Source organism: Oxynema aestuarii AP17 (assembly GCF_012295525.1).
Lineage (GTDB): Bacteria > Cyanobacteriota > Cyanobacteriia > Cyanobacteriales > Laspinemataceae > Oxynema > Oxynema aestuarii.
The window spans coordinates 3,371,218-3,397,213 of the sequence record NZ_CP051167.1; the positions used below are offsets into that span (position 1 = coordinate 3,371,218).

Below are 25,996 nucleotides of genomic sequence, written 5' to 3' on the forward strand. Positions count from 1 at the left end.
CGAGGCGATCGCGCGCTCTCGATGATTTTAGATGTTTTAATAAAAGGAGCGGGAATTCCCCGATTCTACCGAAGGTGAATCGTGGGATGAAAGCGACTCTTCGGCAAATCAATTATAATCTTATCATCTGGCTATATCGGCGATAATGTTCAAGGCGTACAAATACCGCATCTATCCAACCCACGAGCAACAAGCGACTTTAGCCAAGAGCTTTGGTTGCTGTCGTTGGTATTGGAACTATGCGTTAAATTTGTGCCAAGAGACTTATCGATCGACCGGAAAAGGCTTGTCAAGGGGTTATCTCCAGGGATTATTACCTGCCCTCAAAAAGGAATACCCTTGGCTTAAAGAAGATGTCTATTCCCAATGCTTGCAAGTCGTGGCGTTGAACTTATCGACCGCTTATCGAAACTTCTTTGAGAAACGGGCAAAATTACCCCGATTTAAATCCAAGCAGGGAAGGCAATCTATCAGTTATCCTCAAAATGTTAAGTTTGAGGGAAATTACATCAAACTGCCTAAAGTTGGGTTAGTGCGTTGTCGTCAGCATCGAAGTTTTGAGGGAAAAATCAAAACTGTAACCCTCTCCAAAAATCCAGATGGTAAATATTATGTTTCAGTTTTGGTGGAGGGTAGAGAAGAACCTGCCTTTCCCTCAACTGAAGGAAAAGCAATTGGCATTGATTTAGGGCTGACCGATTTTGCGATTACCAGTGAGGGGTCGAAATACAATAATCCAAAGCATTTTGATAAACACGCGCGAAACCTAAAAAGAAAACAGCAAAAACATGCTCGAAAAAGGAAAGGCAGCAACAACCGCAATAAATCGCGGGTAAAAGTTGCCAAGATTCACGCCAAAATAAGTCGCTGTCGTGAAGATTTTCTCCACAAGCTATCCCGTAAGATAGTGAACGAAAACCAAGTGATTGTGGTCGAATCCCCCCTAACCCCCCTTAATAAGGGGGGAACTAAACGGGGGATAGGCATGGTTCGCCATCACCAACTCGCCAAAGCGATTAGTGATGTCGGTTGGGGGATGTTTTGTACGATGTTGAAGTACAAGGCTGAATCAGAAGGAAAAGTTTATCTAGAAGTCGATCGATTTTTTCCTTCTTCTAAAACCTGCCATGTATGCCTCAATCAAATCAAAAGCTTGTCTCTTGATGTAAGAAGTTGGACTTGCGAACATTGTCAAACCCATCATGACAGGGATATCAATGCCGCCATCAATCTCAAAAATGAAGGCTTACGGATATTAGAGTTAGGAACTCGCTCTACTGCCCTTGGAGGGGATGTAAGACGAGGTGGTAGAACTTCAGTTCTATCTAGCGCAGTCCCCAGTGAAGAGGGAAGCCGCTATTGAATCAAAGATTACAATAGCGGTAGTTCACACGTTCGAGCTTTTGAGCGACTGGTATCATGGCCCTACCGATTCTTAAGCGTTACGCGATCGCCTTCAGTCAATATAAATGGTTTGGATTTGGCGCCTTTGTCATTGTCTTGGGCGCGGCGGGATTTGTGGCGATGCAACCGTCGCCAGCCGAACGCTATCGAGGGGCGGGTCACCTCCGTTATACTACTCCTCCGGTGACCTTTTCGCAAACTGGAAGCGTCATCCAAGAACAAGGGCGCAAACTGCCAGAAAGCGTTTTGAAATCGGAAAACGTGATCGAAGCGGTGAGCAAACAGGTCAACGAAGATCCGAAAGTTGTTGAAAAAAATACCCGGCTTCGGTTTGTCGAGCGCGAGGATAGCGAGCCATTTATCGAAGTATATTTCGACGACGACAACCGCCAACGAGCGGGAGAAGTAACGGGTGTTTTGATGAAAACGATGATCGAGCAAAGCCGCTTGATCAATAGTTCGGCGTTGCGCGGTCGAATCGCTGCCATTGAAGAACGTTTACCGCAAGTGATCGAAGAATTGCGTCAGGCGGAACGAGAATTAGAGCAGTTCGAGCGGGAAGAAGGGGTTTCGATTTTAGTGGCGAAAAGCGGCAATTTAGCCGAATCGATTGTTGGGAATCAAGCGCAACAGCGTCAAATTCGCTTGCAGCTTGAAGGAATCGACGCACAAATTGCCAGTTTGGAACAACGCTTGGGTTTGAGTGCGGATCAGGCGTATGTTTCGCAAGCCCTCAGCGCCGACCCGATTATTGCCGATTTGAGGGCGAAACTGCACGCGGTCGAGTCCCAGTTGGAATTACTGTCGCGAGATTTCCGGGCCGAACACCCGCAGATGATCCAATTACGCAAGCAGCAAGAGGCGTATAACGAGTTATTGGAACAAAGGGCGCAAGAGGTGATCGGCGGCGATGGGTTGGCGGCGCCGATTTTGACGGACGTACAAATCCGCAAGGACAGCAGTCTCGATCCGGCGCGCCAGCAGTTGGCGCAGACGTTGGTCAATTTACAGACGCAACGACAGGCGTTAGCGCAGCAGTTGCAGGGATTGGCGGAGACCCAAGGGGAACTGCAACGGGAATATGAAAGTATTCCGAATAAGACGATGGAACGCGATCGCCTCGCGGGTCAAGTCGCGCTCAAGAAGAATTTTTACGATCAAATGCAAGCTTCTCTCGCCGACGCGCGCTTGGCGGAAGCGGAAACGACGAGTAGTTTGATGGTCAAACAACCGCCGAAGGTCGAAGAGATTACGCCAAAAACTCAGCCAGCGATTCTCATTTTTGCGATCGGCGGATTGCTCGGTATTTTACTGGGGAATGTCTTGATTTTCGTGTTGTCCTTGCTCGAAGGCAAGTTTTACACGATGGAAGAAATTCGAGGGGCGCTGCAACAGCAGGACGTTCGGATTTTGGGAATTTTGCCGAATCTGCCGCCGTCGGAGGGAACGGGAATTTTGCCCGTTATTTTAAATGCGAATTCGCCGTATTTGGAGTTTTACGAGCAACTGCGGACGAATTTGCGGCGCTTGGGTGAAAAACCACCGAAAGTGTTGTTAATGACGAGTGTGGCGCGTTCGGAAGGTAAGAGTACTTGTGCTTATAATTTGGCGATCGCGGCGGCCCGTGCGGGCAAACGGACGGTGTTGATCGAGGCGGATTTGCGATCGCCCTCGGCGGCGCGCTCCGTGCGGGTGGCGCCGGATCCTCAAGCGGAAATCGAACCCTTGCGCTACTACGCCCAATACAATCAGTGCATCCACCTCGCTCCCGATGTCGAAAATCTCTACGTGATTCCTTCTCCCGGTCCGGTTCGCAATGCGGCGGAACTACTCGAATCGAGCGAAATGCGCCAGCTTTTAGAAGATATTCGCTTCCGCTTCGATTTCGCGGTCCTCGACGCTCCCTCGTTGAGTAGCTGTAACGATGCGTTGCTGCTCGAAGGCTTTACGGACGGGACGATCGTCGTTACCCGACCGCGCTATACGTCGAGTGGGTTGCTCACGGAGTATGTGGAACCGTTGACGGAATCGGAAGAGACTCAATTGCTCGGCGCGGTTATCAATGGTGCGGATATCGAGGTGCAGTTTGAAGATCGCGACCTCGACGCGATCCAGGTGTCGTTACCGGGTGAGAAACCGATGGATTCCCTCCCGCCGCAGGATCGACCGCTTCCCCCGAAAATGCCCAGCCGCAGCCGCTAAATCCCGGGGCGATCGCGGGGTGGCTCAACGGGGCGATCGCTCGGAAAATAAGCCGAATAACGGTCCGAGAATGGCCCCGAAGACGAAACCGCCAGCATGAGCCCAGTAGGCGATCCCGCCTCCTTGCATTCCGATGTTAGTTTGGGCGACACTGGCGACGCCATAGAAAGCCTGCTGCACGAACCAGAATCCCAGGAAAAAGAAGGCGGGGATTCTCACGGTGGTGAAGATGATGCCGAATAGAGGAATGAGGGTGACGATTTTGGCTTGGGGATATCTCAAGATATAGGCGCCCATGACTCCGGCGATCGCCCCGGACGCGCCGAGGGAAGGAATGGTCGAATCCATGGAGAAATACCACTGACTCAAGGCTGCTAAGGCGCCGCAGAGCAAGTAGAAGATTAAATATTTAACGTGGCCGAGGCATTCTTCAACGTTATTGCCAAAAATCCATAAAAACAGCATATTTCCGGCAATATGCAGGAAACCGCCGTGGAGAAATTGGGAACTGAATAAGGTGAACCATTCCGGAACGGGAGAGGCGATCGGTTCGCCTTGAAAGCTGGCGCTCAGTTGCTGGGGAACGACGGCCCACCATTGAAAAAAGCTATCGAGTTGCCCTTGTTGTTGGACGGTTAATTCGATCAGAAAGATAACGATATTGGCGACAATTAAGGCGTAAGTGACGTAAGGGGTGATTTGAGTTGGGTTTTCATCGCGTAAGGGAACCACGGCAGTTGTCAGGTGAATGGGTGCGAAATACTGGGATAACCTTAACGCATTTCCGGACGGGGGCGTTTTTCTCGGTGCGGGGTCGCAGGTTGGCGCGATTCTGCTGGGGAGACCCTACGCGAACGCCCTTCGCCACGGGAATATCGTTCGGTAGTTATTTATAAATTTTATTTATCGACGCGATTGATAAACGTTATTTCGATCGGCTAATTTTTTAGCCCGGGTTGTCCATGCTCATTCGTAACCGGGGGGGCGATCGCCCGGAGGCGAAAACGAAAAAACCCCTCGCGAGGAGGGGCTTTTCCGTCACACTCCACTCGGGAGGCACGTTTTAGAAAAGGAACTTACCAGCCTTTTTCAGCTTGTTCGAGAACGTAGGTAGCCACATCTTCAATTTGGCTATCGTTCAAACGTCCGAGGAAGCTAGGCATCGCATTCTTGCCTTTTTTGATTTGGTTGGTAATCGCTTCGATGGAATCCATGCCGTACTGTTCTAGGGCTTCCTTCTTCAAGGTTTTGTTCGCCATGACGACGTTACCTCCACCCATGTGGCAAGCCGCACAAGTGGATGAGAAGATTTTAGCGCCATTAGCGGCATCGCCAGCGAAAGCGGGGGCGGTAAAGGCAAAAGCAAACAGGGCGATCGCCAACGTAAAAACAGATAAGAGTCTCTTCAAAATCGTTCTCCTCTATGTCAACCAACAAAATAACGAAATTTTGGCTTAAGGGTTATTCTATCCCGCATCGTTCCCACAAAACACGATCGACTTGTGACTCGTGAAATCTCAATAGCACTTTGACTTTTATTAAAAAATGTGATATGCGAAATTGTTTTTTTCAGTCCAACCTGGGAGAAGCAACAGACAAGCTCGTTGATGGCGAGCGATCGCCCATACACTTAAATTACGATGGCGATCGCGCAATCGGATGCAGATCCCGAGCAATTCCCACTCGAACCCAAAAACAGCGTTTTCGCGATCGTTACCCCAGCCCTCCTGACTGATAAATGATTGATGTTCGTTCCTTTACTCAAACAAGCTATCGAACCCCACCCCCTGACGGTCTCGACTGACACGACCATCGAAGAAGTCATCGCCTTAATGAGTCGCACCAAAGCCAGTTGCGTCTTAGTTATAGACCGTCCCCATTCCGAGATCGGCGACGCGGTTCTCGTCGGGATCTTTACCGAACGCGATGTCGTTCGCAAAATTGCCCTCGGGGACTGCCTCAGTGGCATCTCAATTTCCGAAGTGATGACCCGCGAAGTCGTCACCTTGCAAGAGTCGCCGAGCCAAGATCAAGATATCGTCACGATTTTGAGCTTATTTCGGCAACATCGTATCCGTCACCTCCCGGTTCTCAGTCAGGACGGCAAACTGCTCGGCTTGATGACCCACCAAAGCATCCGCAGCGTTCTCAAACCGATCGATTTCATGCGCCTGCGCCGGGTCGGAGAAGTGATGAGTCAGCGCGTCATTCACGCACCGCCGACCTCGACGGTGTTGCACTTGGCTCATTTAATGAACGTCTATCATGTCAGTTGCGTGGCGATCGCCGAACCCCTCGACGAGGAATCCCTTTCCCCGAACGGAGATCTCGATTTAAGCGTCTGGTCTGCCGATAGTTGCCAGCTCAAAGCCGTGCGACCGATCGGGATTGTCACCGAACGAGATATCCTCCAATTTAGAAACTTAGGCTTAGACTTCGAGCAAGTCCGAGCGTCCACGGTGATGAGCGCCCCCTTATTTCCGATTCGTCGCGAAAATTCTTTGTGGGAGGCGCACCAACAAATGCAAAACCTGCGGGTTCAACGGTTGGTCGTGCGCGGCGATCGCGACGAACTCGTCGGAATCATCACCCAAACCAGCTTGCTACAGGCGTTAGACCCGATGGAAATGTATGCGGAGATCGAAGTCTTGCAGGAATTACTACAGCAGTCGGAAGCGGAACGGCAAAGCTTACTCGAACAGCTAATCGCGCGCAACAAGCTGTTAGAATCCCTGGCGTTGACCGACGAGCTGACCGGATTGCCCAATCGGCGGGCGATGGAACAAGCGCGACCGCAAATCGTCCCCAGCGACGGTCCGGACGCAACGGGCTACAGCTACAGTTACATTGCCTTATTCGTGATCGACGTGGACTATTTTAAGCGGGTTAACGATACCTACGGTCACGCGATCGGCGATGCGATCTTGCAAAAATTGGCGAAGCGCTTGCAAGATCTGGCACGTCCCCACAGTTGGTTCTATCGTTACGGGGGAGAAGAATTTGTCTGCGTGACCTTGGGGATGTCGCCGGAAGCGGCGATCGAATATGGGGACTCCCTGCGTCAGGCGATCGCGGAAAAGCCGATCGCCACTGCCGACGGGCTCGAAATTGCGATCGCGATCAGTATTGGCGGGGCGATCGCCAAAGTCTTGTCGAGTCAGGGTCGCGACGTGACCCAACTCGTCGATACTCAAGCCTTATTCCAAAAAGCAGATGAGGCGCTCTACCAAGCCAAACGGGAAGGGCGCAATTGCTTGCGGATGTCCCCTATTCAAGAGATTTCTTGGCCGTCTGAAATTTCGATCGAGAAGGCGTGGTAAGGAGACGATCGCCCCGGCGGTCTGACCCAGGGCGATTCTTGCTCCTTTGGAGACCCTAAGCGATCGCCCCGAACGGCGAGGGCCGCTCACAGATCGAAGTTGTCGCTGCCCCATCCCGGCGCTACATTGGCCGCGCGCAAGATGAAAGCGGCTAATTTTTCGATGGTTTCTTGAGGCATCCAGCGTTCGGTCACTTCCCGACACCAGTAGATCGGCTCGCTGCCGTCGTAACTCATCGGCTCGCGCATGTAGGCAATTAAACTATCGAGGTTGTCCCGGGGTGGCGTGGCCCCTTGTAGGGCTTCTTCCGACAGGGAAATGGTCGGCGAGGGTAAGGTTGACCCCCCCACGTGACAGTTAATGCAGTGATCCATAAACAGGCGCTTGCCTTCGTAGAGGTCGTCCGGAGAAAACAAGCGGGTTTCGCCACTGGGGTTGACTTGAACTGGCACGGGTTCTTTGGCTTGCAAAAATTCGCGAATGTAGCGATCGCTGGTTTCGGCATGGGCGGGCGCCGCCGAGGCGATCGCGCTGACGACCACCAAGGCGAAGGCGATCGCGGTCCGCACGAAGACCGATTTAACCGATTTAAACGAAAATAAACTCATCAATGGCGCAATTTTTATTAAATTCAGCATCTTTACCTTACAGGAGATTTTCACCGAGCGGGTTCGCACGGGGCGCGCCCTTGGGCTCGATTTCGCCGCGCGATCGCCCCAACCCCCAGCCCCTCGTTTTAGATCGAAGGTCCCTCCCAAACTTTACGGATCTTCATCCACCCGGCTCTCCGGTAGCGCGGACAGATACGTATAGCGGCACCATTTGCGCTCAGTCGGACGGCAAAAGGGCGGCTGAAGACCAGTAAAGCTTGAGAGGGATAATCGACAACTCGGATCGAGAAACATCCCATTCCCGAGTCAGTCAGATGGCGATCGGGGCGCGGCGAGCCTTAGTTGTAAACTTTACCGCCACCCCACTGAATGCCGCGAATCTTCGGCTGGATGAGGATGTAAGCGGCGAGGGCTTCGAGATCGTTTTCGGTGAGGTTTCTCATTTCCGGGAAGATATCGGCGCTCTTGATACTCGGGTGCAGTTCGGAAATATCGAACTCGCCGTCGTAGCTGGTCGGTGCTTTCATGTAATCGACCAAGCCTTCTACCGTATCCCGACGGGGATAGGCTAAGGAGAGATCTTCAATCCCCAAACTGACGTTGGGATTGGTTTTGGTTTTACCGCCTGCATGACATTGGGAGCAGGTATCGATAAATAACTGTTTCCCTTTTTCAATTTGCTCGATGCTGGCAACGGTAGTTTCTCCCTGTTCGTTCAGGGGCACTGTACGAATGCCTTTGTCCAGTTCGACTGCCGCTACGCTGGAGATCGCGACCTGAAAGGCCAAGAAAACCGTGGCTACGACGAGTAAAATCAATCGCTTCATTCTCTAGTTCTCCTTCCAAACTTCGGATAATTTCGTGGTAGATAAACGATCCACACAGCTTGGCTCAATCTCGATCGGTCTGTTGAGAACCGATCGCGCCTTGGCGTTCGGGCTATTGGGGTAAAAAAAGATCCGCTCGCCCCGTGCAACTGAGTGCGTGTCCTTCATGCGCGAAAAGTCAACCATTCAGTCGATCGCGGGCTTTCGCGAGTCGTAAAAGCCCCCGGTCGAGCGCTCGGGTCTCACGCCGAGGTCGAAGGGCGATCGTCGTCCGTTCGCGCGACCAGTTCGCTCATAATTGCTTTGGCATCCTCTAAAGCCAGACGAGTTTGAGGAGTTTTATAAGCGATGGCGAGTTGGTCGCACAGACGCAGTACGTCTTCTACAGGAACGTTATAGTCGCGTGCTATTTCAGCAATTGACAAATCTGCAAAGCCCATAGCGGTTCTTAACTGACCGATAAAGATTAAGCCGTTTTCAATATCACTATCATGCCACTGACCGTGACTTTATGAAGTATCCGAGGCCATCGATCGTTGCTTTTCGGTGGCGATCGCGGATCGTCGAGCGAGGAGAATCCCCCGCACTAAAGCCCTCCAGAGCAGACGATCGCCGACTCTGGAGGGCTTCGACTGTGGCTACACGGGACGGACGTTCGCGCAGGGTCTCCAAAAGAAAATCGCCCACTCGTCCATTTCTCGGAAATAAATTGACTTTTTTCTTTTTTTGTGATATATGAGTCAGGCGATCGCGTAGCGTCTCCAAAAGAGAATCCTCCAAAAGAGAATCGCCGCTCAGTCCCCGGTCGAACTCAATTGCATGGCTTCTTGCAGGGGCAAGCGGTGGGAGAGCAAGGATTGAGGTTGGTGCAAGCAAATCAACTGCGCCAAGGTTTTCTTGAGTTGGGTGCGCGGGACGATCGCATCGACAAAGCCGTGACGCAGTAAATCCTCAGCCGATTGGAAATCCTCGGGCAGTTTTTCGCGCAAGGTCTGCTCGATCACCCGGCGTCCCGCAAAACCGATCGTCGCTTTCGGTTCCGCGAGGATAATATCGCCGAGCATGGCAAAACTGGCGGTGACGCCTCCCGTCGTCGGGTGACTGAGTACGGGAATGTAGAGCAAGCGCGCTTCGCGGTGGCGTTCCAAGGCGCCGGAAATTTTCGCCATTTGCATCAAACTGAGCATCCCTTCTTGCATTCGGGCACCGCCAGAAGCGCAGACGATGACCACCGGAAGCCGTTCGCGGGTTGCTTTTTCGATCAGGCGGGTGAGTTTTTCGCCGACGACAGATCCCATCGAGCCGCCCATAAAACGGAAATCCATGGCGCCCAGGGCAATCGGGAGTCCGTCGAGTTTACCCAATCCAGTTTTGACCCCATCGAGCAGTTTGGTGCGGTCTTGATATTCCCGCAGGCGATCGCCGTAGGGTTTGCGATCGCGGAATTTGAGCGCATCTACGGGCTGCAAGTTTTCGTCGAGAGGCATCCAAGTCTGGGGGTCGATCAGTTGGGCAACCCGCTCCTCGCTGTAGACGCGCATGTGGTGGTCGCACTCCAAACAGACCATCTGATTGCCGCGCAGGTCTTTGGTGTAGGTCAGAACGCCGCAGGCTTCGCATTTCGTCCACAAGCCGTCAGCGATTTCTCGCTCTTGTCGTTCTTGACTAATCGGTCCGGATTTTCGTCGATTTGCAAACCAATCAAATAAAGACATGAAAACAGTTGATTCCTCACTCGTTTGGTAACTTTTTTGGTAAAGAGATAAAATCGGTTTGTGGGGACGAAACTATGGGGGCTTCCCGTTGGCAATTTCCCTCGGTCCACGCACTAGCGACGCCCGCTTTATTCCTTCCCTTCAACCGTCCCAGACCTGCTCTGTCGCGGGTGGAGCAGTCCGAGCCAAATCTTAATTTTTTCTGAGGCGAATCTCCTGGGGAGACGCTTCGCGAACGGCGCCATCAAGTTGACCGCTCTAGTTTTCCCATTCCCCTCGCCACCAACCCCTCGTCTCCATTCCCCCGGCGGCGCAGCGAACGGCGATTCTCCTTTGGAGACGCACTGGCGACGCCCGCATCCCCCAAACGCGCCAGAGATCCGTTTTGCCCTCGTCAGCAAGGGGCGCGAGGGACAGGCGATCGCCCAACCATTAACGACGAGTACGGCCTCGGGGCGATCGCCTTGCCAAATCGGAAGTCGTGTTACCATCTCATGATTTGTAGCAGCGAGCGTAGCTACGCCTGCAAGCAAACAACAGGGTCTCGACGACCCTCGAACCTCCGCCGTCGGATCTTGGGATGACCCCAAAGCCCCCACCTCATTCAAGGGAATCACCGGGGTCCTCCTCTACCGGACTGAGCAACAGCAATGCCGTCAGGCGATCGCACGATCGCACCTGCAACGCTGCCGGAGAACCCGCGCCCAAATAAGAACCTAATCCCAAATCGATAATTCGCGTCGGGATATCGTGGGCGGCTAGGACTTGTTCCATCAACTCAGCCTCCAGGCGATTGCTGGTTGTTCTCAAGGTAATCCAATACACGGGCAATCATAAAACAATAGCTAAGTTCGCGCGCAAAGGGCAAGACCCCACCCGATCGCCGCCACCGAGAACGGGTCAGTTTGGGTGGCAGGTTAGTCGGCAACCATTCGAGTGCCAATCGAGCGGCGATCGCTTCCAGGATGGGCGAAGACTCTCTACAATAAATCAGAGACGCCGACTCTTCCCCCTGGCGAACTTCCATCTAGCTATCTTAAAGCCCTAACGCCTTATGCCGAGAACTCAACGTAACGACAACTTTATCGATAAAACCTTTACGGTTGTCGCCGATATCATTCTCAAAATCCTACCGACCAACCAAGCCTCGAAAGAAGCATTTGCTTACTATCGCGATGGGATGGCGGCTCAAGCCGATGGCGAATACGCCGAAGCCTTAGAAAACTATCACGAAGCCCTCGAACTCGAACAAGACCCTTACGATCGCAGTTACATTCTCTACAATATCGGCTTAATTCATACCAGTAACGGCGAACACGATCGCGCTTTGGGATATTACCACCAAGCCCTCGAACTCAACGCTCGGATGCCTCAAGCCCTCAATAATATCGCCGTCATTCACCACTATCGCGGGGAAAAGGCCAAAACTGAAGGCAACTTAGAAGAAGCCGAGGGTCATTTCGATCGAGCGGCAGATTATTGGAAACAAGCGATTCGCTTGGCTCCCAATAACTATATCGAGGCTCAAAACTGGCTCAAAACCACGGGTCGTTCTAAAATGGATGTCTTTTTCTAAATTCGTGCCATGGGGGTTGGCGGTGGAAGGCGATCGCCGCTCCCCGGTTCCTTTCATCTTTCTTGGGTTTTCATGTTAACTCGATCGCCTTTCCCTTCTGTCGTTTTTTATCCTTGATTTAGATATGCTAGACCGCGAACAAGTTCGTAAAGTTGCTCGTTTGGCTTGCTTAGAACTGAGTGAAGAAGAAGAAATCGCCTTTACCAGCCAACTGGGCGATATTCTCGAATATTTTGAACAGTTGAGCGAATTAGATACGGAAAATGTCAAGCCGACGAGTCGGGCGATCGACGTGAGTAACGTCACTCGCCCCGACGAACTCCAAGTTTTCGGCGATCGCGAGGCAATTCTCAAAAGCGCTCCCGACCGCGAAGATGACTTTTTTAAAGTGCCGAAAATTCTCAATGAAAATTAGTATAAAACCCTCAAATTCTGCGCTTTGGAACCACAGTTCGTCATAAATGCAGCAGGTGAGAAAAGCCCGGATCGTATGCTTGCAGCGAGAGCGGGACTCCGTCACAATTAACTCATCTAATTCCTAAAAAATCGGCCAATTCAAGCCCCAAATTGTGAAAGGGTTCACATTGGCCGATTTTCTCTTTTTACGAGGGGTTAACGTTTGCCGTTGCCATTCCCGTTGCTCTTGGTGTTGCCACTGCTACTGTCGGACAACATCGACAACACTCGCTCGCTAATTTTATCGGGAACTTCTTGCAGGCGATCGTACTTCCATTGGAAGAAGCCGACCCCCATCGTCAGCGATCGCAACTCCACGATCAAATCCTGCATTTCCGCTTGCGGGATATACGCCGACATCTTATCCCACCCTTTCCAGTCCGCCATCGGTTCGTATCCCAAAATCTGACCGCGACGTCCGCTAATCAACTGCATCATGTTCGAGGTAAAATCGCTCGGCGCCCAAATTTCCACCGAGGCGATCGGTTCGAGCAAGATCGGCTCGCATTTCCCCATCCCCTCTTGCATGGCACTGCGGGCGGCCATTTTGAACGCCTGTTCCGAACTATCCACCGAGTGATAGGAGCCATCGCGCAAGACTACGGCGACATCGACCACCGGGAAGCCGAGGGGGCCTTCTTCGAGGGATTCGCGCACTCCCATTTCCACCCCGGGGATGTATTGTTTGGGAATGACGCCGCCGACAATCGTTTCGCTGAAATTAAAGCCTTCGCCGCGCGGTAAGGGAGCGATATCGATATAAACATCGCCATACTGACCGTGACCGCCGCTTTGGTGTTTGTAACGTCCGTGAATTTTAGCGACAGGTTTGCGGATCGTTTCTTTGTACTGAATCCGAGGGAGGTGGGTATTCATCGGCAAGTTGTACTTGCGACGCAGGCGATCGAGGGCCACTTGCAAGTGAATGTCCCCTTGTCCCCAGAGAATAATCTCGTGGGTATCCCCGTGTTGTTCCCACGCGAGGGAGGGGTCTTCTTCCATCAACTTGGACAGGGCCGCGCTGATTTTCACTTCGTCGCTGCGTTTTTCCGGGGCGATCGCCAGCGCGTAAACCGGAGCCAGTTGTTCCGCTTTCGGCAACTCCGATTTGAGCTTGCCATCCCCCGTACTCAGGGTATCTCCGGTCAAAATCCCTTCCATGCGCGCCAGAGCCACCACTTCCCCCGCTCCGGCCCGTTGCAAGCTCTCGGTTTGTTGTCCCATCATCCGGTAAATCCCGCCGATGCGAACCCCATTGAGGGACATTCCATCGGTAATTTCTCCCTGCCAAACCCGCACCAAGGATAATTTCCCGCCTTGGGGGGTGTAGTAGGTTTTGATCGCTTGGGCGAGGGGTTCCCCGGTTTTGTGCAGCTTGATACCCCGCCGTTCGGCAGTCAAAGACGGTTCGGGCGCCTCGCGCACCAGGGCTTCTAAAAGCGGGCGCGCGCCGTAGTCTTGCTCGGCAATCCCCAAAAACACGGGAACGATTAAATCGGCCCCGAGTTCCATTTTCAGATCCTTAACAATTTCTTCTTGAGACGGTTCGATTTCTTCTAAGAGTTCTTCGAGTAAGTGGTCGTCAAAGTTGGCCAGTTCTTCGAGCATTTCTTGGCGCGCGAAGTGCTCTTCAACTTTGAGATCTTCGGGCATCGGCACCGGATCGGCGGCGGCTCCGGCATGGTAGTGAAAAGCTTGCTCGGTGACTAGATCGATAAAACCGATTAAATCCGACCCCTTACGAATGGGATATTGATGGGGAACTAAAGGACGACTCGAAACGTTTTTGAGGGCGTGCAGTACGTCCATAAAACTGTCTTTCGCCCGATCCATTTTGTTGATAAAAACTAGGTGGGGAATTTCCCAATCGTCTAAAAACTTAAATAAAGGGGCGAGGGTTAAAACTCGGGCGATTTCGGGTTCGCAAACGACGATCGCCGTTCCCGCTCCCATTAAGGCGTTATAGGTTTCTTGGGCGAATTCTACCGAACCGGGACAGTCGAGAAAGGTGAAGTGAATGTCGCTGTATTCCGTACTCGCCGCCGAGACTTCGACGCTCATCTGGCGATCGCGAGCTTCGGGAGAACTATCGCCGACTGTATTGCGGTCTTTTATGCTTCCTTTACGGCTGGTGGCACCCGTAATACAAAGTAGGCTTTCGAGTAAGGTGGTTTTCCCACTTAAATAGGGGCCGACAATGGCAACATTACGGACGCCGGATGGTACTCTGCCTTTCATGTTTCTCTCCTTGGCATCAAACCTTAAAAAATCGTAAAAATCTTGGGGGAATGGATCGAATTTCTGCTAGGGGTTTTCGTTTCAAAAATCCAGTAATTGTCTACTCGATCGGAATGGCTTTGCTGTTAGCGCAGCGACGCCGTAGGCGTTTCTCTCTATGTTCTCTAGGTTACCGTATTCTTTTCGGATGAAAGTTAAAATTCCCTGCTTTTTTAACAAGTTTAAATCAAGTTTTGTAAAAGTTAAAAAATGTAATAAATTCAAAATTTTTGTAAAATAGACGCGATCGCCCGCCCCTTGGAGAAGAGTGTCGTGCAAGGCCGATCGAGGAGAGTGGAGGGAGCAAAAGGGCGCCGTTTTCAACGGGTAGCCCGGGTCGCGATCGCACGCCAATTCGGAAGGACAGGTTAGTTTAGATCCGAGATAGATCTGCAAACCGATGGACGGGTCGAAGGGGAACAAGCATGAAATTAGGGGGATACCAACCACACCGGATCCGATATTGGCTGGCCACGATCGCCGCGATCGCCCTCGTCGCCGGGGCGCCCGTCGGAGAAAGCGCGCGAGCCGAATCGCAACAAGAAGCTGCCGTCGCCGCCGTCAATCGGGGTTTAGAGCAAATTCAAGCGGGGAATTTAGACGCGGCGATCGCCGCCTTCCAACGAGCCACCGAAATTGACAGTTCTTTCGCGGTCGGTCACTACAACCTCGGACTGGCCTTGCGACAAAATGGACAGTTACAAGCCGCCGCCGATGCCTTTTACCGGGCGATCCAAGCCGATCCGAAATTCGCCCTCGCCTACGGCAACTTAGGAGCCGCCTTACTCGAAGGGAATAATTACCAACAAGCCAGAACCTATTTAGAACGGGCGATCGCCCTCGATCCGAACCTCGGATTAGCTCACTACAACCTCGGGTTGGTGTTGGTGGAACAAGGCTTGTCCAACGAGGCGATCGTCGCCTTTCAAAACGCGATCCAACATACCGACAACGCCCCGGAACCCTCCTATCACTTAGGCTTGGTTTATCTCGAAACGGGACAATTCTCCCAAGCCCAAACCGCTTTACAAGAGGCGATCGCCCTCAAACCCAATTACGCCGAAGCACACTATCACCTCGGCTATATCTTCTACCATCAAGGAGATTTAGACGGCGCCTTAGAAGCCTTCCGACAGTCGGCGCAAGCCGATCCCAACTATCCCAATGCCTATTACGGCGCGGGTTTAGTCTTCTTACAGCAGCGTAATTTTGGCGAAGCCCGGCGGGTACTCGAATACGCCCGCGACTTGTACGGCGATCGCGGCGAAGCCCAACGGGCGATGAATGCACAGCAGTTATTGCAACGGGCGGTGAATGGGGAAGGATTTTAGATCGTAGATTGAAGGACTGGGGAATGCTGCGAAAACTGCCCAAGAGACTGTCGATCGAGAAAATATACAAAAATCTAGCTCCAGGGTTTGGTTTCCAAACCCTGGAGTGTTGACATACTCCCCGGCGTGCTAGCGAAGCCATGCCGTAGGCTATACGCACGGGGATTCTACGGGGTAAACTGCTCTAATGTTTGTCTGTAGACTGAAGCGAGTGTACCTCTAGCTTAGAGGTGACGCTCTTTTTGTCTGTCCCTACTCGATTTAGCGTGCGATATGGCTACCTTTTTATTTGAAATTGGTACAGAAGAATTACCTGCTGATTTTATCGATGGAGCGATCGCCCAGTGGCGATCGCTCATTCCCGAACAGTTAGACGAACAGTTTCTGCACGGCGACGCCATTCGCGTCTACGGAACCCCCAGACGTCTCGCCGTCGTTATCGAGGGGTTAGCAGACAAACAACCGGATCGCGAACAAGAAATCAAAGGTCCCCCCGCCGCGATCGCCTTTAAAGACGGAAAACCGACCAAAGCGGCTCAAGGTTTTGCCAAAAAACAAGGGTGCGAACTGAGTCAATTAGAAATTCGCGAAACCGATAAAGGGGAATTCGTCTTTGTCAACCAAAAAATAAGCGGACGGCCCACCGCCGAAATTTTGCAAGAACTCGCCCCCCAATGGCTGACCCAATTAGACGGGAAACGGTTTATGCGGTGGGGAGACGGCGAGATCCGCTTTTCGCGACCCGTGCGCTGGATCGTCGCTTTACTCGATCGCGACGTCTTGAAGATCGAAATTCCCAACGAATCGGAAACCCTCACGAGTGGGCGTCACAGTGCGGGTCACCGGGTTTTACATCCGTCGGCGATCGAAATTGCCGAAGCGAAAGATTATCTCGACTGCTTGCGATCGGGCTATATCGAAGTCGATGGCGACGCCCGCCGGGGCGCCATCGAAGCTCAAGTACACGCCGCCGCCGAAAAAGTGGGAGGAACGGCTCAAATTGCGGGCGAGTTGCTGCAAGAAGTGACCAACTTAGTCGAATGGCCCACCGCCGTCGTCGGTCAGTTCGACGAAGAATTTTTAATTTTGCCCCCGGAAGTGATTACGACAGTGATGGTCAAGCACCAGCGCTATTTTCCGGTATTGAAAGGAGACGGGAGTAGTGGCGAACTGCTGCCCTACTTCGTCACCGTTTCCAACGGCGACCCGCAAAAGTCGCAGACGATCGCCGAAGGGAATGCTCGGGTCATTCGGGCGCGACTGGCGGACGGGGAGTTTTTCTACAAGGCGGATGTCGCCAAACCGTTAGAGAGTTTTTTACCGCAGTTGGAAGCGGTGACGTTCCAAGAAGATTTAGGATCGTTACGCCAGAAAGTCGATCGCATCGTCGAGATCGCCGCAGCGATCGCCGACCAACTGGGAATCGAAGGGGGCGATCGCGCCGAGATCGAACGGGCGGCGTTGCTGTGTAAAGCCGATCTAGTCAGCCAGATGGTTTACGAGTTCCCCGAATTGCAAGGGGTGATGGGGGAAAAATACGCGCGCGCTTGTGGCGAACCGGAGAACGTGGCGCGGGCAGTTTTCGAGCATTACCTGCCTCGGGGGGCGGGCGATCGCCTCCCGCAAACCTTAGCGGGACAAGTGGTGGGAATTGCGGACCGCCTCGACACCCTCGGCGGGATTTTCAGTTTGGGGATGTTACCGTCCGGGTCTTCGGATCCGTTTGCCTTGCGCCGGGCCGCGAACGCGGTGGTTAATATTACCTGGGAAGCGGGATTAACGCTGAATTTAGCGCAATTGCTGCAGGCGATCGCCGCTAAATTTGCCGCAGACCGTCCGGAAACGACGGCGGATCGGCTTTTAAAACAGTTGGAGGACTTTTTCCTGCAACGGATCGCGACCTTGTTACAAGAAGAGTGCGCCGTCGATTACGATTTGGTCAATGCGATTCTGCTCGAAGACGACCCGGAATATGCGGAACGGGCGCTGACGGATTTGCTCGACGTGCGCGATCGCGCCTTATTCTTGCAGGGGATTCGCCGCGACGGCACCCTGGAGAAGATTTACGAAACGGTGAATCGTTCGGCGCGTCTGGCGAAACAGGGGGATTTGGATACCGCCACTCTCGACCCGGAGGCGGTGGTGAAACCGGAGTTATTCCAAAAGTCCTCGGAACGGGGATTTTACCAAGCGTTGAGCGAGTTATTGCCGAAGACGAAAGCGGCGCGCGACGGTCGCAATTATGGGGAGTTAGTGGCGGCGATCGCCGAAATTACTCCAGTGGTGACGAATTTCTTCGACGGTGAAGATAGCGTCTTGGTGATGGATCCCGATCCGGATATCCGGCGCAACCGTTTGAATTTAATCGCGTTGTTACGCAATCACGCCCGCGTTCTCGCCGATTTCGGCCCGATCGTCAAAAGTTGACGGGCGTAGCCCCGGGGAGTCCCGTATCGGTCGCGCCCGCTCGTCCAGAATTTAACGTCTCCGGCGTCGCTTGGCTAACGGCGAAGCGGTAACATAAGGATTGCTCCAACCCGGGCTATCCCGTGGAGGATCGCGCTCGGGTGGTTTTCTCAGGGAAATCCTCACACACATACGATCTATGCCAAAAGCTCATGTCATTGGTTTCGGAAAATCCGGCGCGGCGGCGGCCCAACTGTTAAACCGGGAAGGTTGGCAGGCGATCTTGAGCGATCGCAACTGCAACCCAACCCTACAGCAGCAACAGCAGCAGTTAATCGCGGAAGGGATTGACGTCAGACTGGGAGAGGGATTCGATCCGTCTCCCGGTTTGGATTTGGTCGTGGTCAGTCCGGGGGTTCCCTGGGATTGTCCGCCCTTGGTGGAGGCGCGATCGCTCGGCATCGAAACGATCGGCGAAATGGAATTGGCGTGGCGTCATTTGAACCGAGTTCCCTGGGTGGCGATTACGGGAACGAACGGGAAAACAACGACGACGGCGCTGATTGCGGCGATTTTCAAGGCGGCGGGTCTCCACGCTCCCGCCTGTGGGAATATCGGTTATGCGGCGTGCGAGTTGGCGTTGAGCGACGCTCGATCTAAGGAGGGTAGTCCCCCACTGGACTGGACGATCGCGGAAATCAGCAGCTATCAGATCGAGTCTTCGGCGGGCGTAGCCCCGCGTATCGGGGTATGGACGACGTTTACCCCGGATCACCTCAGCCGTCACGGGTCGTTAGATCGCTATTACGAGATTAAAGCGTCGTTATTGGAAAAATCGCAGTTTCAGGTGCTTAACGGCGACGATCCGTATTTACGCAAAACGGCACCGGATCGCTGGCCCGATGCCTGTTGGACAAGTATTCAAGGAAAAAGTAATTTACTCGGCGACCCGCAAAAGGGAGTTTATATTGAGGACGGTTGGGCGATCGCCCTCGGCGAACCCGTGGTGGAAGTCAACCGTCTGCGGATGCCTGGAAATCACAATTTGCAAAACTTGCTGATGGCGGTGGCGGTCGCCCGCTTGGCGGGGTTGGACGAAGGGGCGATCGCGCGCGGGGTGACGGAGTTTCCCGGCGTTCCCCACCGCCTGGAACGAATCTGCACCTGGAACGGTATCGAGTTTATCAACGACAGTAAGGCGACCAATTACGATGCGGCGGAAGTCGGCTTGAATTCGGTGGACGCCCCGGCGATTTTAATTGCCGGGGGAGAAGCCAAAGCGGGAGACGATACGGGCTGGCTGAAGGCGATCGAGGCAAAAGTCGCCTCGGTTTTACTGATCGGCGACGCGGCGGAAGCATTCGCCCGCCGTCTCGAACAGGTCGGCAATTCTCGCTACGAAATTGTCGAGACCATGGAACGGGCGGTCTCTCGGGCCGCTCAGTTGGCTCCTGAAGTCGAGGCGCGGGTGGTCTTGCTGTCTCCGGCTTGTGCCAGTTTCGATCGCTATCAAAATTTTGAAGAGCGCGGGCATCACTTCCGTCAACTCTGTCTGAATCTGTTGGCTTGAGGCGATCTCCTCGGTCGGGGGTGGGTGTTGCGCTTCGTATTTCCCTTCCCCCGGCTGCGCCCCGATTAGCGTCGGGCTAAATGCTCTTTACACGGGTGAGCGTTCAAAGGCTCTGCATCGCTGGCGTTCTCTGCATCGGAGCGCTCTAGCTGCGGGTCGAACGGCCCGACGCCCAATAACTGATGTTCGTACAAATTCCACTGTTCGATATCGGTCGTTTCCATCCACGTCCAAAAGTCAGAACGGGTCGCGGCGCCGTTGGCTTCCCTAGAGGACGGACAGACTCCCCCCCGGGTTTTGTCATATTCGGAAATCGACGCCCCTAAATCGTCTCGAACGGGGGTTACGGAGCGATCGCGGGGGTTCGTCAAGCGAGGACTCGACCCGATCGCCTCCACCCCAGCCGATCTCGCGCTCTGAGTCCCCGTGGTCCACTGTAGGGTTTGTTCGAGGAGGGACGAACTCCCCGGTGCCACGGAGGAGACAAAATTAGCGATCGCAATGCAAATCGTAAATCCGATAAACGACCTACATTTACTCAGTTCTCGATGAAATTCGTCTTTATGCATCTTTATAAGAGTCCCCATCTAGAGAGGGATTGAGTAGCCTCAAAATCGGTCAACTGAGCTGCCTTTATTTTTTATAGCACAACCACTTTAAATTTGGGGGTTTTGTTGCTCTCAATACCGACCTTTAAAAAAATTTTAAAGATAAGAAAAATGTATCGATTTTTTTGTTGAAAACAATCTATCCCTAGAGGGAAATTCGATCTCGGCGTGGGGTTTCGATTCGCCATCACTGCCGACCTCAGCGCCCCGGGAGATCGCCGTTCTCCCGGGGAATTGTAGGGCGGCAAACTTAAATCTTTGGGTCGATCGCCGATCCCTTGAAACTGGAAAACCCTTGCGGTAAAAGGAATAGAGCAACTTGAACCCCATTCGCCCCTGGGGATCGTTGGCGAGGGGATCGCCCGAACTCGCCACGGCGATCCCCTGTTTCCCTACCCGGTCGCGATGGGGTAGGGGGCAGAAATAAGAGAATCTTTTCGGTTTTGCTCCTGGGAATGAAAAATTTTATCTCTGCTCAATAAATCGGTTTTAATTATCCGTGAATCGATCCCGATCGTCGCCCTCAACTTCGATCGCGCGATCGCCCCAATTAACCGATCTTTTGTTTGGGGATTTCCACCAATTTTAAACCGGGAGCGATCGCCAAATTTGAAAGTTAGGGTCACTCAATAACGACCCATTTTTACCAAGAAACAAAATAGAAGATCGTCCACAATAACCGATGAGCTTTAATCCATCGAGTGAGGCGATAACTGAAGCGCCAACCTCAAATCAATGGCGATCGCGCGCCGCCTTCGACGCCACCAAAAGCCAAGGACGGATCCGGTTTGAGCTGCGATCTGGATCGCCCTAGGCATTGTATCTTATCACACCAATTTGTGATTTCGATCGCCTCGGCAGGCCCGAAGCGATCGCCACCGAAGCCAGATCGAGATCCGATCCGAATCGCGACCAATATCACCACCGCAAAAACACTGAAATCACCGAGGTTTTAGTCCAAACCGTTCACACTGGGGGAGATGTTCACTGCAACGTAACCTCCACCGAGAATTTCCTACTATGCTCACCGACGACAACCTGACCGAAATTTTTGCTCAAGCTTGGCATGAGGGTAGAATTACCAGCCTCGAACGTCAACAACTAAGAAACCTACTCCTCGCCTGTTCTCTTAACCTAGAAGACGAAATGCTGGTCAATCGCCTCCTGTATGCCATTCGTCGCGGTTGGTTGACCGTCAAAGAGTACGATCGATCGCTCCAACGCCAACTCTAATCTCCCTCCTTCCCCTCGACCCCCTCCCGATTCCCCACTCCGTGAAACGAGCGATCGCCTCGGAACCCCCCATTTGAATAAGAGTCAAAGAAGCCATGCCAAACGCCTCGGGGAATCGGATCGATGTCTGTAGAATTATTCGATGCCAGCTACTATCTTGCCTTCAATCCAGACTTAGCCAATGCGGGATTGAATACCCCGCAAAAACTCTTCGATCACTTCAAAAATGCCGGATTGAGAGAAGGACGTTCCTTTTCACCGTTCGTCGATCTCGATATTTACCGACAAGCCAATCGGGATTTAGTACGCGCCGGATTGGACAATCGGGAACTGTACGAACATTTAAAAAAATACGGCATTGAAGAAGGGCGAACCTTTTCCGCCATTGTCGATCTCGACTTTTACGCCCGTAAAAACCCCGATTTGGCGGCAGCGTTCGGCGACGATCGCGAAAACTTATTCGATCATTTACAAAAGCGGGCGATCGCGGAAAATCGCCAATTTTCTCAATTTTTAGATCTAAACTTTTATGTATCGGCCAATCCCGATTTAAACTCAACCCTGGGCGGCGACCCGAAAGCAGCCTTCAACCATTTATTCGCCAACGGATTGTGGGAAGGTCGCCCCTATTTACCCGGCGATCTCGGCGGACTGGTCGGTTCCCGCCTCGTCGGCGCAGACCCGGCAGTGCGGCCCGAACTCGACGCGATCGATAACGAAGATTATTATAAATTTAGCATCGACACCTTTAGCGATCTCAGCATCAGCGTCGAAGGCGATCGCGCCGCCGCGAAACTCTCCCTCATCCGCGATCGCGATGGTAACGGTTTTCTCGACGAAGCCGAAGCCGAAACCGCCATCCTCGCCGAAAGCGCGCCTTTATCCCAGATCGATCGCTACGCCATGGCCCCGGGGAACTACTTCGTCAAAGTCAGCCAAAACGACACCCCCACCGCCTACCAACTCAAAGTTAGCGCCACTCCGGCCCAAATTCTCAGCCGACCGGATTTAGGCGGAAATACCTTAGCCACCGCCTTCGACTTCGGTAACCTAGTCCGACCGGACGCGATCGACGGTTTTATCGGTCGCGACGACCCGCAAGACTTTTACAGCTTCTTCCTCGACTCCCCGCGAGATTTGCGCGTCCGCCTCGAAGGGTTAGCGGGGAAAGTCAATCTGAATCTGTATCGAGACGGCAATAATAACGGCGTACTCGATAACGGCGAGATCGTCCCCACCCAAGCCGATACCCAGCGCGTCCCCGTCGATTTTAATGGGGATGGGGAAATCGACGCCCAAGAATTTTTCGATTCCCTGCGACCCGCCGACGAGACCGATCCGTTTCCGAGTGCGATTCAAGGAACGAATTTACAAGCGGGACGCTATTTTATCGGCGTTTCGACCCTCTCGGAAGAGACGGGATATCGGTTGCATCTCGAATCGATTCCCACTGGGGTTCCCAATGGTGGGGCTGGAAACATCTTTCCTGTGGGGTTTGGGGCGATCGGACGGTTGCGCGATCGCCACGAACACGCGGACTTTATCGGCGAAGTCAATCCTTACGATTTTTACCAGCTTGATGTCGGCGAACTGCGCCAGGTCAGCATCAAACTCGATCGCCTCGCCCAAAGTGCCAATTTAATTCTGATTCACGATATCAACAACGACGGCGGCTTCGACTTTCAGGAATTTGTCGTCTATCCTTCCCCCACCGAAACCCCGACCCCACAAATCGATCGCCTCCTGAGTGAGGGCACGTATTACATCGGCGTGGCCCAAGTTCGCGGCGATACCCCGTATTTCCTGACCGTGGAAAGTTCCGAGGTCGATCCCCCCGCCGACGGCGCCGGAAATCAACTCGCCAACGCCCACGATGTCGGCGTGTTAACGGAAGAAATTCAAATTAAAAATGACTTTCTCGGACAGGGCGATCGCGAAGATTACTATCAATTTACCCTCGATTCTTTCCGCGATGTCGGCCTCTATTTGTACGACATGACGGGAAATGCTCACTTATATTTGATCCGCGATCGCAATTACAACGGACAAGTCGATCCGGACGAGATCGTGGATGGATCGGAAGCATCCGGAGCCTACCAAGACCAGATTAACCGCATTTTAGCCCCGGGAACCTATTTCGTGCGCCTCGCCCAAGCACAGAAAGAAACCTCGTATAACTTATGGCTGGAGGGCCAACCCGTAGAGGTGGATCTCAATCCCGCCGGGGACAATTTACCGGAAGCGACCGATTTAGGTTTACTCGATCGCCCGATCCGTCAAAGCGGTCGCATCGGTCTGGACAATCCCGCCGATTTCTACCACTTTCAAATCGATACGCCGCGCGATCTGAGTATTTTTCTCGATCGCCTCGGCGCCAACGCCGACGTCCAGTTGATTCACGACCGCAACGCCGACGGAATCGTCGAAGCGGACGAAGTGGTGGCCCGGGGAGTGGAAGGCGCCACGACTCCGGAAGAAATTCATTTTGACAACCTCGGACCGGGCACTTATCACCTGGCGGTCACTCCGTCGGCGGCGGAACAAAGTTATTACGAATTGAGCCTCGTTCCCCAACGTTACAGCCGCAGTTTCGGCTACGGGATCCCGAATGCGGCGGCGGCGGTGGCGGCGGCGATCGCCAGCGAACCGTTTACCCCCGGACCGAAGTTAGGAACCAGTGGCTGGGCCGTGGATTTGGTCGGGGCTACGGCGGCGTGGGAACGGGGTTATACGGGTCGAGGGGTGACCGTGGCGGTCATCGACGGGGCGATCGATTATACCCATCCGGACCTCGACGATAATTTATGGATTAATGAGGATGAAATCCCCGGAAATGGCGTTGACGACGACGGGAACGGCTTTGTTGACGATGTCCGGGGATGGAACTTCTTCGAGGGGAATAACGAAGTGCGCGACTTGAATCCGTTGGAAGGTCACGCCTCCCACGTGGCGGGAATTATCGCCGGGGAAAATAACGGGGTGGGAATGACGGGAATCGCACCGAATGCTCGGGTGATGGCGGTTCGGGCGATCGATCCGTTGGTCGGGGGGGTAGACAGTGTCGCGGCGGGTATCCGTTACGCGGTGGATAATGGGGCGCAGGTGATTAATTTGAGTTTGGGCGGGTCGGCGCCGATTCCGTCGTTGCAAGAGGCCCTTAGGTATGCGAACGATCGCGGCGTGGTGGTGGTGATGTCGTCGGGAAATGACGGGTTGAGTCGCTTTTCCGGGGGCAAACGCTTTAGCGGACCGAAGTATCCGGCGGATTTGGCGACGGAATACGGACTCGCCGTCGGTGCAGTGGACCGCGATCGCGCGATCGCCGATTTCAGCACCCGCGCCAATACGGATTTACGCGATTATGTCGTTGCACCGGGGGTAGACGTTTATTCTTCGTTGACCACCAGTAATTTTGCCTTTTGGGAAGGCACTTCGATGGCGTCTCCGGTGGTCGCTGGGGTGGCGGCGTTGATTCTCAGTGCCAATCCCAATTTAACTCCGGTTCAAGTCGAGCAGTTGATAACTGCAACGGCAGATCCGAATGGAATTATTGAAACGGGCAGTTTTGAGAGTTTCTTATAATTGCGTCCGCCATGGTTCCCCTCGATGTCGTTCCTCGATCGAGGAACGACAATTCCCGAGACTCAATTCAGGCACTTTTAGGAATTCACGATACGCCGTTGGCGTCGCTTCACGAACGCCGGATCGCTTCTTGTCGTAAGGCGCCGAGGGTATCGGCTAAGGCATCTTGAAATATGCTGTAAAAAATCCCTTTTGGCGTACTGTCATTGGGTTGCGCTTGTACGACTTGAGTGAGCAGAACGAAGCGATCGCCGGGGGAGGTGGTGACGGTTTCGATGGTCCAATATCCCTCTAAACGGGTTAAATCTCCCTCGATTTGACGGAAGTCAATGCGGGTTTGTGGGGTTTTGATATTGACGGTTTTGATGCGCGATCGCACCCCCAATCCGAACACTTGACGTTCGTCAATTTGTTCGATCGTGGTTTGATTTCCCGTTGCTTCTAAAACTTGACAAGAAACTACGTTGGGAAGAAAGCGAGAAAAGTTACGATAATCGGTCAAAACTTCCCATACGGTTGCTTGTCCTGCGGGAATTAAAACTTTAGCGACATAGGAACCTTTTTCCCCTGTAACGATCGCCTGACCCCGGTTTAATTGGTCCCGTTCGCGGTCGGAGAGTTGGGCGATCGCGGCGCTCGAAATCTCGGTTGCACGCGCGCTTCCGGTGGCGGTCTCGGGGAGGGGAACGACTCCCAACCAAGCGACTAAAGAAAGGACGGCGATCGCGATCGGTTGGCTCAATTTTGGTTTCATCATTAAGATTTTTGGCTTATTATAAGAACGTTCGATCGCTCGATCGGCGATCGAATTACGCCTTATCTTATCCGAGCGATCGCCGAATTTCCAGATCGATTTTTAGAACGGTTCTCAACCCCGT

23 protein-coding genes are annotated in these 25,996 nt (G+C 53.1%); 11 read left to right on the plus strand and 12 right to left on the minus strand.

The window, feature by feature from the left end; all coding sequences use genetic code 11:
* Positions 1-145 precede the first annotated feature (145 nt).
* Together HCG48_RS13735 and HCG48_RS13740 are read left to right on the plus strand one after the other, a co-directional pair.
* Positions 146-1,363 carry an RNA-guided endonuclease TnpB family protein gene (locus HCG48_RS13735; RefSeq protein WP_168569662.1) on the plus strand — a complete coding sequence of 406 codons (1,218 nt, stop codon included), beginning with the start codon at positions 146-148 and terminating at the stop codon, positions 1,361-1,363.
* Between the two features lie 56 nt (positions 1,364-1,419).
* Positions 1,420-3,606, plus strand: coding sequence for a GumC family protein (locus HCG48_RS13740; RefSeq protein ID WP_168569663.1), 2,187 nt, complete (start codon positions 1,420-1,422; stop codon positions 3,604-3,606).
* 24 nt (positions 3,607-3,630) lie between these two features.
* On the opposite strand, the gene HCG48_RS13745 is transcribed toward HCG48_RS13740, so the two are convergent.
* Together HCG48_RS13745 and petJ are read right to left on the minus strand one after the other, a co-directional pair.
* On the minus strand, positions 3,631-4,338 hold the full coding sequence (locus HCG48_RS13745; RefSeq protein WP_168569664.1) for a rhomboid family intramembrane serine protease: 708 nt from the start codon (positions 4,336-4,338) through the stop codon (positions 3,631-3,633).
* Positions 4,339-4,682: 344 nt separating this feature from the next.
* Positions 4,683-5,015 (minus strand): cytochrome c6 PetJ, encoded by a 333-nt coding sequence (gene petJ, locus HCG48_RS13750; protein ID WP_168569665.1) that lies wholly within the window; start codon positions 5,013-5,015, stop codon positions 4,683-4,685.
* Positions 5,016-5,351: 336 nt separating this feature from the next.
* Between petJ and HCG48_RS13755 the strand changes: the two genes are divergently transcribed.
* Entirely contained in the window at positions 5,352-6,926 is a 1,575-nt protein-coding gene (locus HCG48_RS13755; RefSeq protein ID WP_168569666.1) for a diguanylate cyclase, read from the plus strand.
* Positions 6,927-7,012: 86 nt separating this feature from the next.
* Here HCG48_RS13755 and psbV2 read toward each other — a convergent pair whose 3' ends face one another.
* From psbV2 to HCG48_RS13790, 7 genes are all read right to left on the minus strand, one after another.
* Positions 7,013-7,534, minus strand: coding sequence for a photosystem II cytochrome PsbV2 (gene psbV2 / locus HCG48_RS13760; protein WP_168569667.1), 522 nt, complete (start codon positions 7,532-7,534; stop codon positions 7,013-7,015).
* Between the two features lie 341 nt (positions 7,535-7,875).
* Positions 7,876-8,364, minus strand: a complete 489-nt coding sequence (gene psbV, locus HCG48_RS13765) for a photosystem II cytochrome c-550 (protein WP_168569668.1) — start codon at positions 8,362-8,364, stop codon at positions 7,876-7,878.
* 242 nt (positions 8,365-8,606) lie between these two features.
* Positions 8,607-8,804 carry a translation initiation factor IF-2 gene (locus HCG48_RS13770; protein WP_168569669.1) on the minus strand — a complete coding sequence of 66 codons (198 nt, stop codon included), beginning with the start codon at positions 8,802-8,804 and terminating at the stop codon, positions 8,607-8,609.
* A gap of 354 nt (positions 8,805-9,158) precedes the next feature.
* Positions 9,159-10,079, minus strand: a complete 921-nt coding sequence (gene accD / locus HCG48_RS13775) for an acetyl-CoA carboxylase, carboxyltransferase subunit beta (RefSeq protein WP_168569670.1) — start codon at positions 10,077-10,079, stop codon at positions 9,159-9,161.
* A 128-nt stretch (positions 10,080-10,207) separates the two neighbouring features.
* A complete protein-coding gene (locus HCG48_RS13780; RefSeq protein ID WP_168569671.1) occupies positions 10,208-10,570 on the minus strand; it encodes a hypothetical protein in 363 nt (120 codons plus the stop codon).
* 109 nt (positions 10,571-10,679) lie between these two features.
* Positions 10,680-10,853: a hypothetical protein gene (locus tag HCG48_RS13785; protein WP_445974470.1), complete on the minus strand. Its 174-nt coding sequence runs from the start codon at positions 10,851-10,853 to the stop codon at positions 10,680-10,682.
* A gap of 4 nt (positions 10,854-10,857) precedes the next feature.
* Positions 10,858-11,106 carry a hypothetical protein gene (locus tag HCG48_RS13790; RefSeq protein WP_168567318.1) on the minus strand — a complete coding sequence of 83 codons (249 nt, stop codon included), beginning with the start codon at positions 11,104-11,106 and terminating at the stop codon, positions 10,858-10,860.
* 27 nt (positions 11,107-11,133) lie between these two features.
* On the opposite strand from HCG48_RS13790, the gene HCG48_RS13795 reads away from it, so the two are divergent.
* A complete protein-coding gene (locus HCG48_RS13795; protein ID WP_168569673.1) occupies positions 11,134-11,655 on the plus strand; it encodes a photosystem I assembly protein Ycf3 in 522 nt (173 codons plus the stop codon).
* Between the two features lie 124 nt (positions 11,656-11,779).
* Positions 11,780-12,070: an Asp-tRNA(Asn)/Glu-tRNA(Gln) amidotransferase subunit GatC gene (gene gatC, locus HCG48_RS13800; RefSeq protein WP_168569674.1), complete on the plus strand. Its 291-nt coding sequence runs from the start codon at positions 11,780-11,782 to the stop codon at positions 12,068-12,070.
* A gap of 197 nt (positions 12,071-12,267) precedes the next feature.
* On the opposite strand, the gene HCG48_RS13805 is transcribed toward gatC, so the two are convergent.
* Positions 12,268-14,349, minus strand: a complete 2,082-nt coding sequence (locus HCG48_RS13805; RefSeq protein ID WP_168569675.1) for an elongation factor G — start codon at positions 14,347-14,349, stop codon at positions 12,268-12,270.
* 464 nt (positions 14,350-14,813) lie between these two features.
* On the opposite strand from HCG48_RS13805, the gene HCG48_RS13810 reads away from it, so the two are divergent.
* From HCG48_RS13810 to murD, 3 genes are all read left to right on the plus strand, one after another.
* Entirely contained in the window at positions 14,814-15,719 is a 906-nt protein-coding gene (locus HCG48_RS13810) for a tetratricopeptide repeat protein (RefSeq protein WP_168569676.1), read from the plus strand.
* Positions 15,720-15,992: 273 nt separating this feature from the next.
* The gene (gene glyS / locus HCG48_RS13815; protein WP_168569677.1) at positions 15,993-18,146 is read left to right on the plus strand and encodes a glycine--tRNA ligase subunit beta; all 2,154 of its coding nucleotides are present in this window, start codon (positions 15,993-15,995) and stop codon (positions 18,144-18,146) included.
* Positions 18,147-18,324: 178 nt separating this feature from the next.
* Complete coding sequence (gene murD, locus HCG48_RS13820) at positions 18,325-19,695, plus strand: UDP-N-acetylmuramoyl-L-alanine--D-glutamate ligase (RefSeq protein ID WP_168569678.1); 1,371 nt, start codon at positions 18,325-18,327, stop codon at positions 19,693-19,695.
* Between the two features lie 65 nt (positions 19,696-19,760).
* Here the strand turns inward: murD and HCG48_RS13825 are convergent, their stop codons facing one another.
* Positions 19,761-20,264, minus strand: coding sequence for a hypothetical protein (locus tag HCG48_RS13825; RefSeq protein WP_168569679.1), 504 nt, complete (start codon positions 20,262-20,264; stop codon positions 19,761-19,763).
* A gap of 721 nt (positions 20,265-20,985) precedes the next feature.
* Here HCG48_RS13825 and HCG48_RS26495 point away from each other — a divergent pair.
* The 3 genes from HCG48_RS26495 to HCG48_RS13835 all read left to right on the plus strand — a co-directional run bounded on the left by HCG48_RS26495 (position 20,986) and on the right by HCG48_RS13835 (position 25,118).
* On the plus strand, positions 20,986-21,117 hold the full coding sequence (locus HCG48_RS26495) for a hypothetical protein (RefSeq protein WP_281362001.1): 132 nt from the start codon (positions 20,986-20,988) through the stop codon (positions 21,115-21,117).
* A 206-nt stretch (positions 21,118-21,323) separates the two neighbouring features.
* Positions 21,324-21,536, plus strand: coding sequence for a hypothetical protein (locus HCG48_RS13830; RefSeq protein WP_168569680.1), 213 nt, complete (start codon positions 21,324-21,326; stop codon positions 21,534-21,536).
* Between the two features lie 123 nt (positions 21,537-21,659).
* Complete coding sequence (locus HCG48_RS13835) at positions 21,660-25,118, plus strand: S8 family serine peptidase (protein ID WP_168569681.1); 3,459 nt, start codon at positions 21,660-21,662, stop codon at positions 25,116-25,118.
* A 109-nt stretch (positions 25,119-25,227) separates the two neighbouring features.
* Here HCG48_RS13835 and HCG48_RS13840 read toward each other — a convergent pair whose 3' ends face one another.
* The gene (locus HCG48_RS13840; RefSeq protein ID WP_168569682.1) at positions 25,228-25,875 is read right to left on the minus strand and encodes an SRPBCC family protein; all 648 of its coding nucleotides are present in this window, start codon (positions 25,873-25,875) and stop codon (positions 25,228-25,230) included.
* Positions 25,876-25,996 lie beyond the last annotated feature (121 nt).

Bases quoted from the DNA above. Each gene is read 5' to 3' on its own strand.
- HCG48_RS13735 (WP_168569662.1), top strand. From the start codon at position 146: ATGTTCAAGGCGTACAAATACCGCATCTATCCAACCCACGAGCAACAA.
- HCG48_RS13740 (WP_168569663.1), top strand. From the start codon at position 1,420: ATGGCCCTACCGATTCTTAAGCGTTACGCGATCGCCTTCAGTCAATAT.
- HCG48_RS13755 (WP_168569666.1), top strand. From the start codon at position 5,352: ATGTTCGTTCCTTTACTCAAACAAGCTATCGAACCCCACCCCCTGACG.
- psbV2 (WP_168569667.1), bottom strand. From the start codon at position 7,534: ATGAGTTTATTTTCGTTTAAATCGGTTAAATCGGTCTTCGTGCGGACC.
- psbV (WP_168569668.1), bottom strand. From the start codon at position 8,364: ATGAAGCGATTGATTTTACTCGTCGTAGCCACGGTTTTCTTGGCCTTT.
- HCG48_RS13770 (WP_168569669.1), bottom strand. From the start codon at position 8,804: ATGGGCTTTGCAGATTTGTCAATTGCTGAAATAGCACGCGACTATAAC.
- accD (WP_168569670.1), bottom strand. From the start codon at position 10,079: ATGTCTTTATTTGATTGGTTTGCAAATCGACGAAAATCCGGACCGATT.
- HCG48_RS13780 (WP_168569671.1), bottom strand. From the start codon at position 10,570: ATGGTAACACGACTTCCGATTTGGCAAGGCGATCGCCCCGAGGCCGTA.
- HCG48_RS13785 (WP_445974470.1), bottom strand. From the start codon at position 10,853: ATGGAACAAGTCCTAGCCGCCCACGATATCCCGACGCGAATTATCGAT.
- HCG48_RS13790 (WP_168567318.1), bottom strand. From the start codon at position 11,106: ATGGAAGTTCGCCAGGGGGAAGAGTCGGCGTCTCTGATTTATTGTAGA.
- HCG48_RS13795 (WP_168569673.1), top strand. From the start codon at position 11,134: ATGCCGAGAACTCAACGTAACGACAACTTTATCGATAAAACCTTTACG.
- gatC (WP_168569674.1), top strand. From the start codon at position 11,780: ATGCTAGACCGCGAACAAGTTCGTAAAGTTGCTCGTTTGGCTTGCTTA.
- HCG48_RS13805 (WP_168569675.1), bottom strand. From the start codon at position 14,349: ATGAAAGGCAGAGTACCATCCGGCGTCCGTAATGTTGCCATTGTCGGC.
- HCG48_RS13810 (WP_168569676.1), top strand. From the start codon at position 14,814: ATGAAATTAGGGGGATACCAACCACACCGGATCCGATATTGGCTGGCC.
- glyS (WP_168569677.1), top strand. From the start codon at position 15,993: ATGGCTACCTTTTTATTTGAAATTGGTACAGAAGAATTACCTGCTGAT.
- murD (WP_168569678.1), top strand. From the start codon at position 18,325: ATGCCAAAAGCTCATGTCATTGGTTTCGGAAAATCCGGCGCGGCGGCG.
- HCG48_RS13825 (WP_168569679.1), bottom strand. From the start codon at position 20,264: ATGCATAAAGACGAATTTCATCGAGAACTGAGTAAATGTAGGTCGTTT.
- HCG48_RS26495 (WP_281362001.1), top strand. From the start codon at position 20,986: ATGAGCTTTAATCCATCGAGTGAGGCGATAACTGAAGCGCCAACCTCA.
- HCG48_RS13830 (WP_168569680.1), top strand. From the start codon at position 21,324: ATGCTCACCGACGACAACCTGACCGAAATTTTTGCTCAAGCTTGGCAT.
- HCG48_RS13835 (WP_168569681.1), top strand. From the start codon at position 21,660: ATGTCTGTAGAATTATTCGATGCCAGCTACTATCTTGCCTTCAATCCA.
- HCG48_RS13840 (WP_168569682.1), bottom strand. From the start codon at position 25,875: ATGATGAAACCAAAATTGAGCCAACCGATCGCGATCGCCGTCCTTTCT.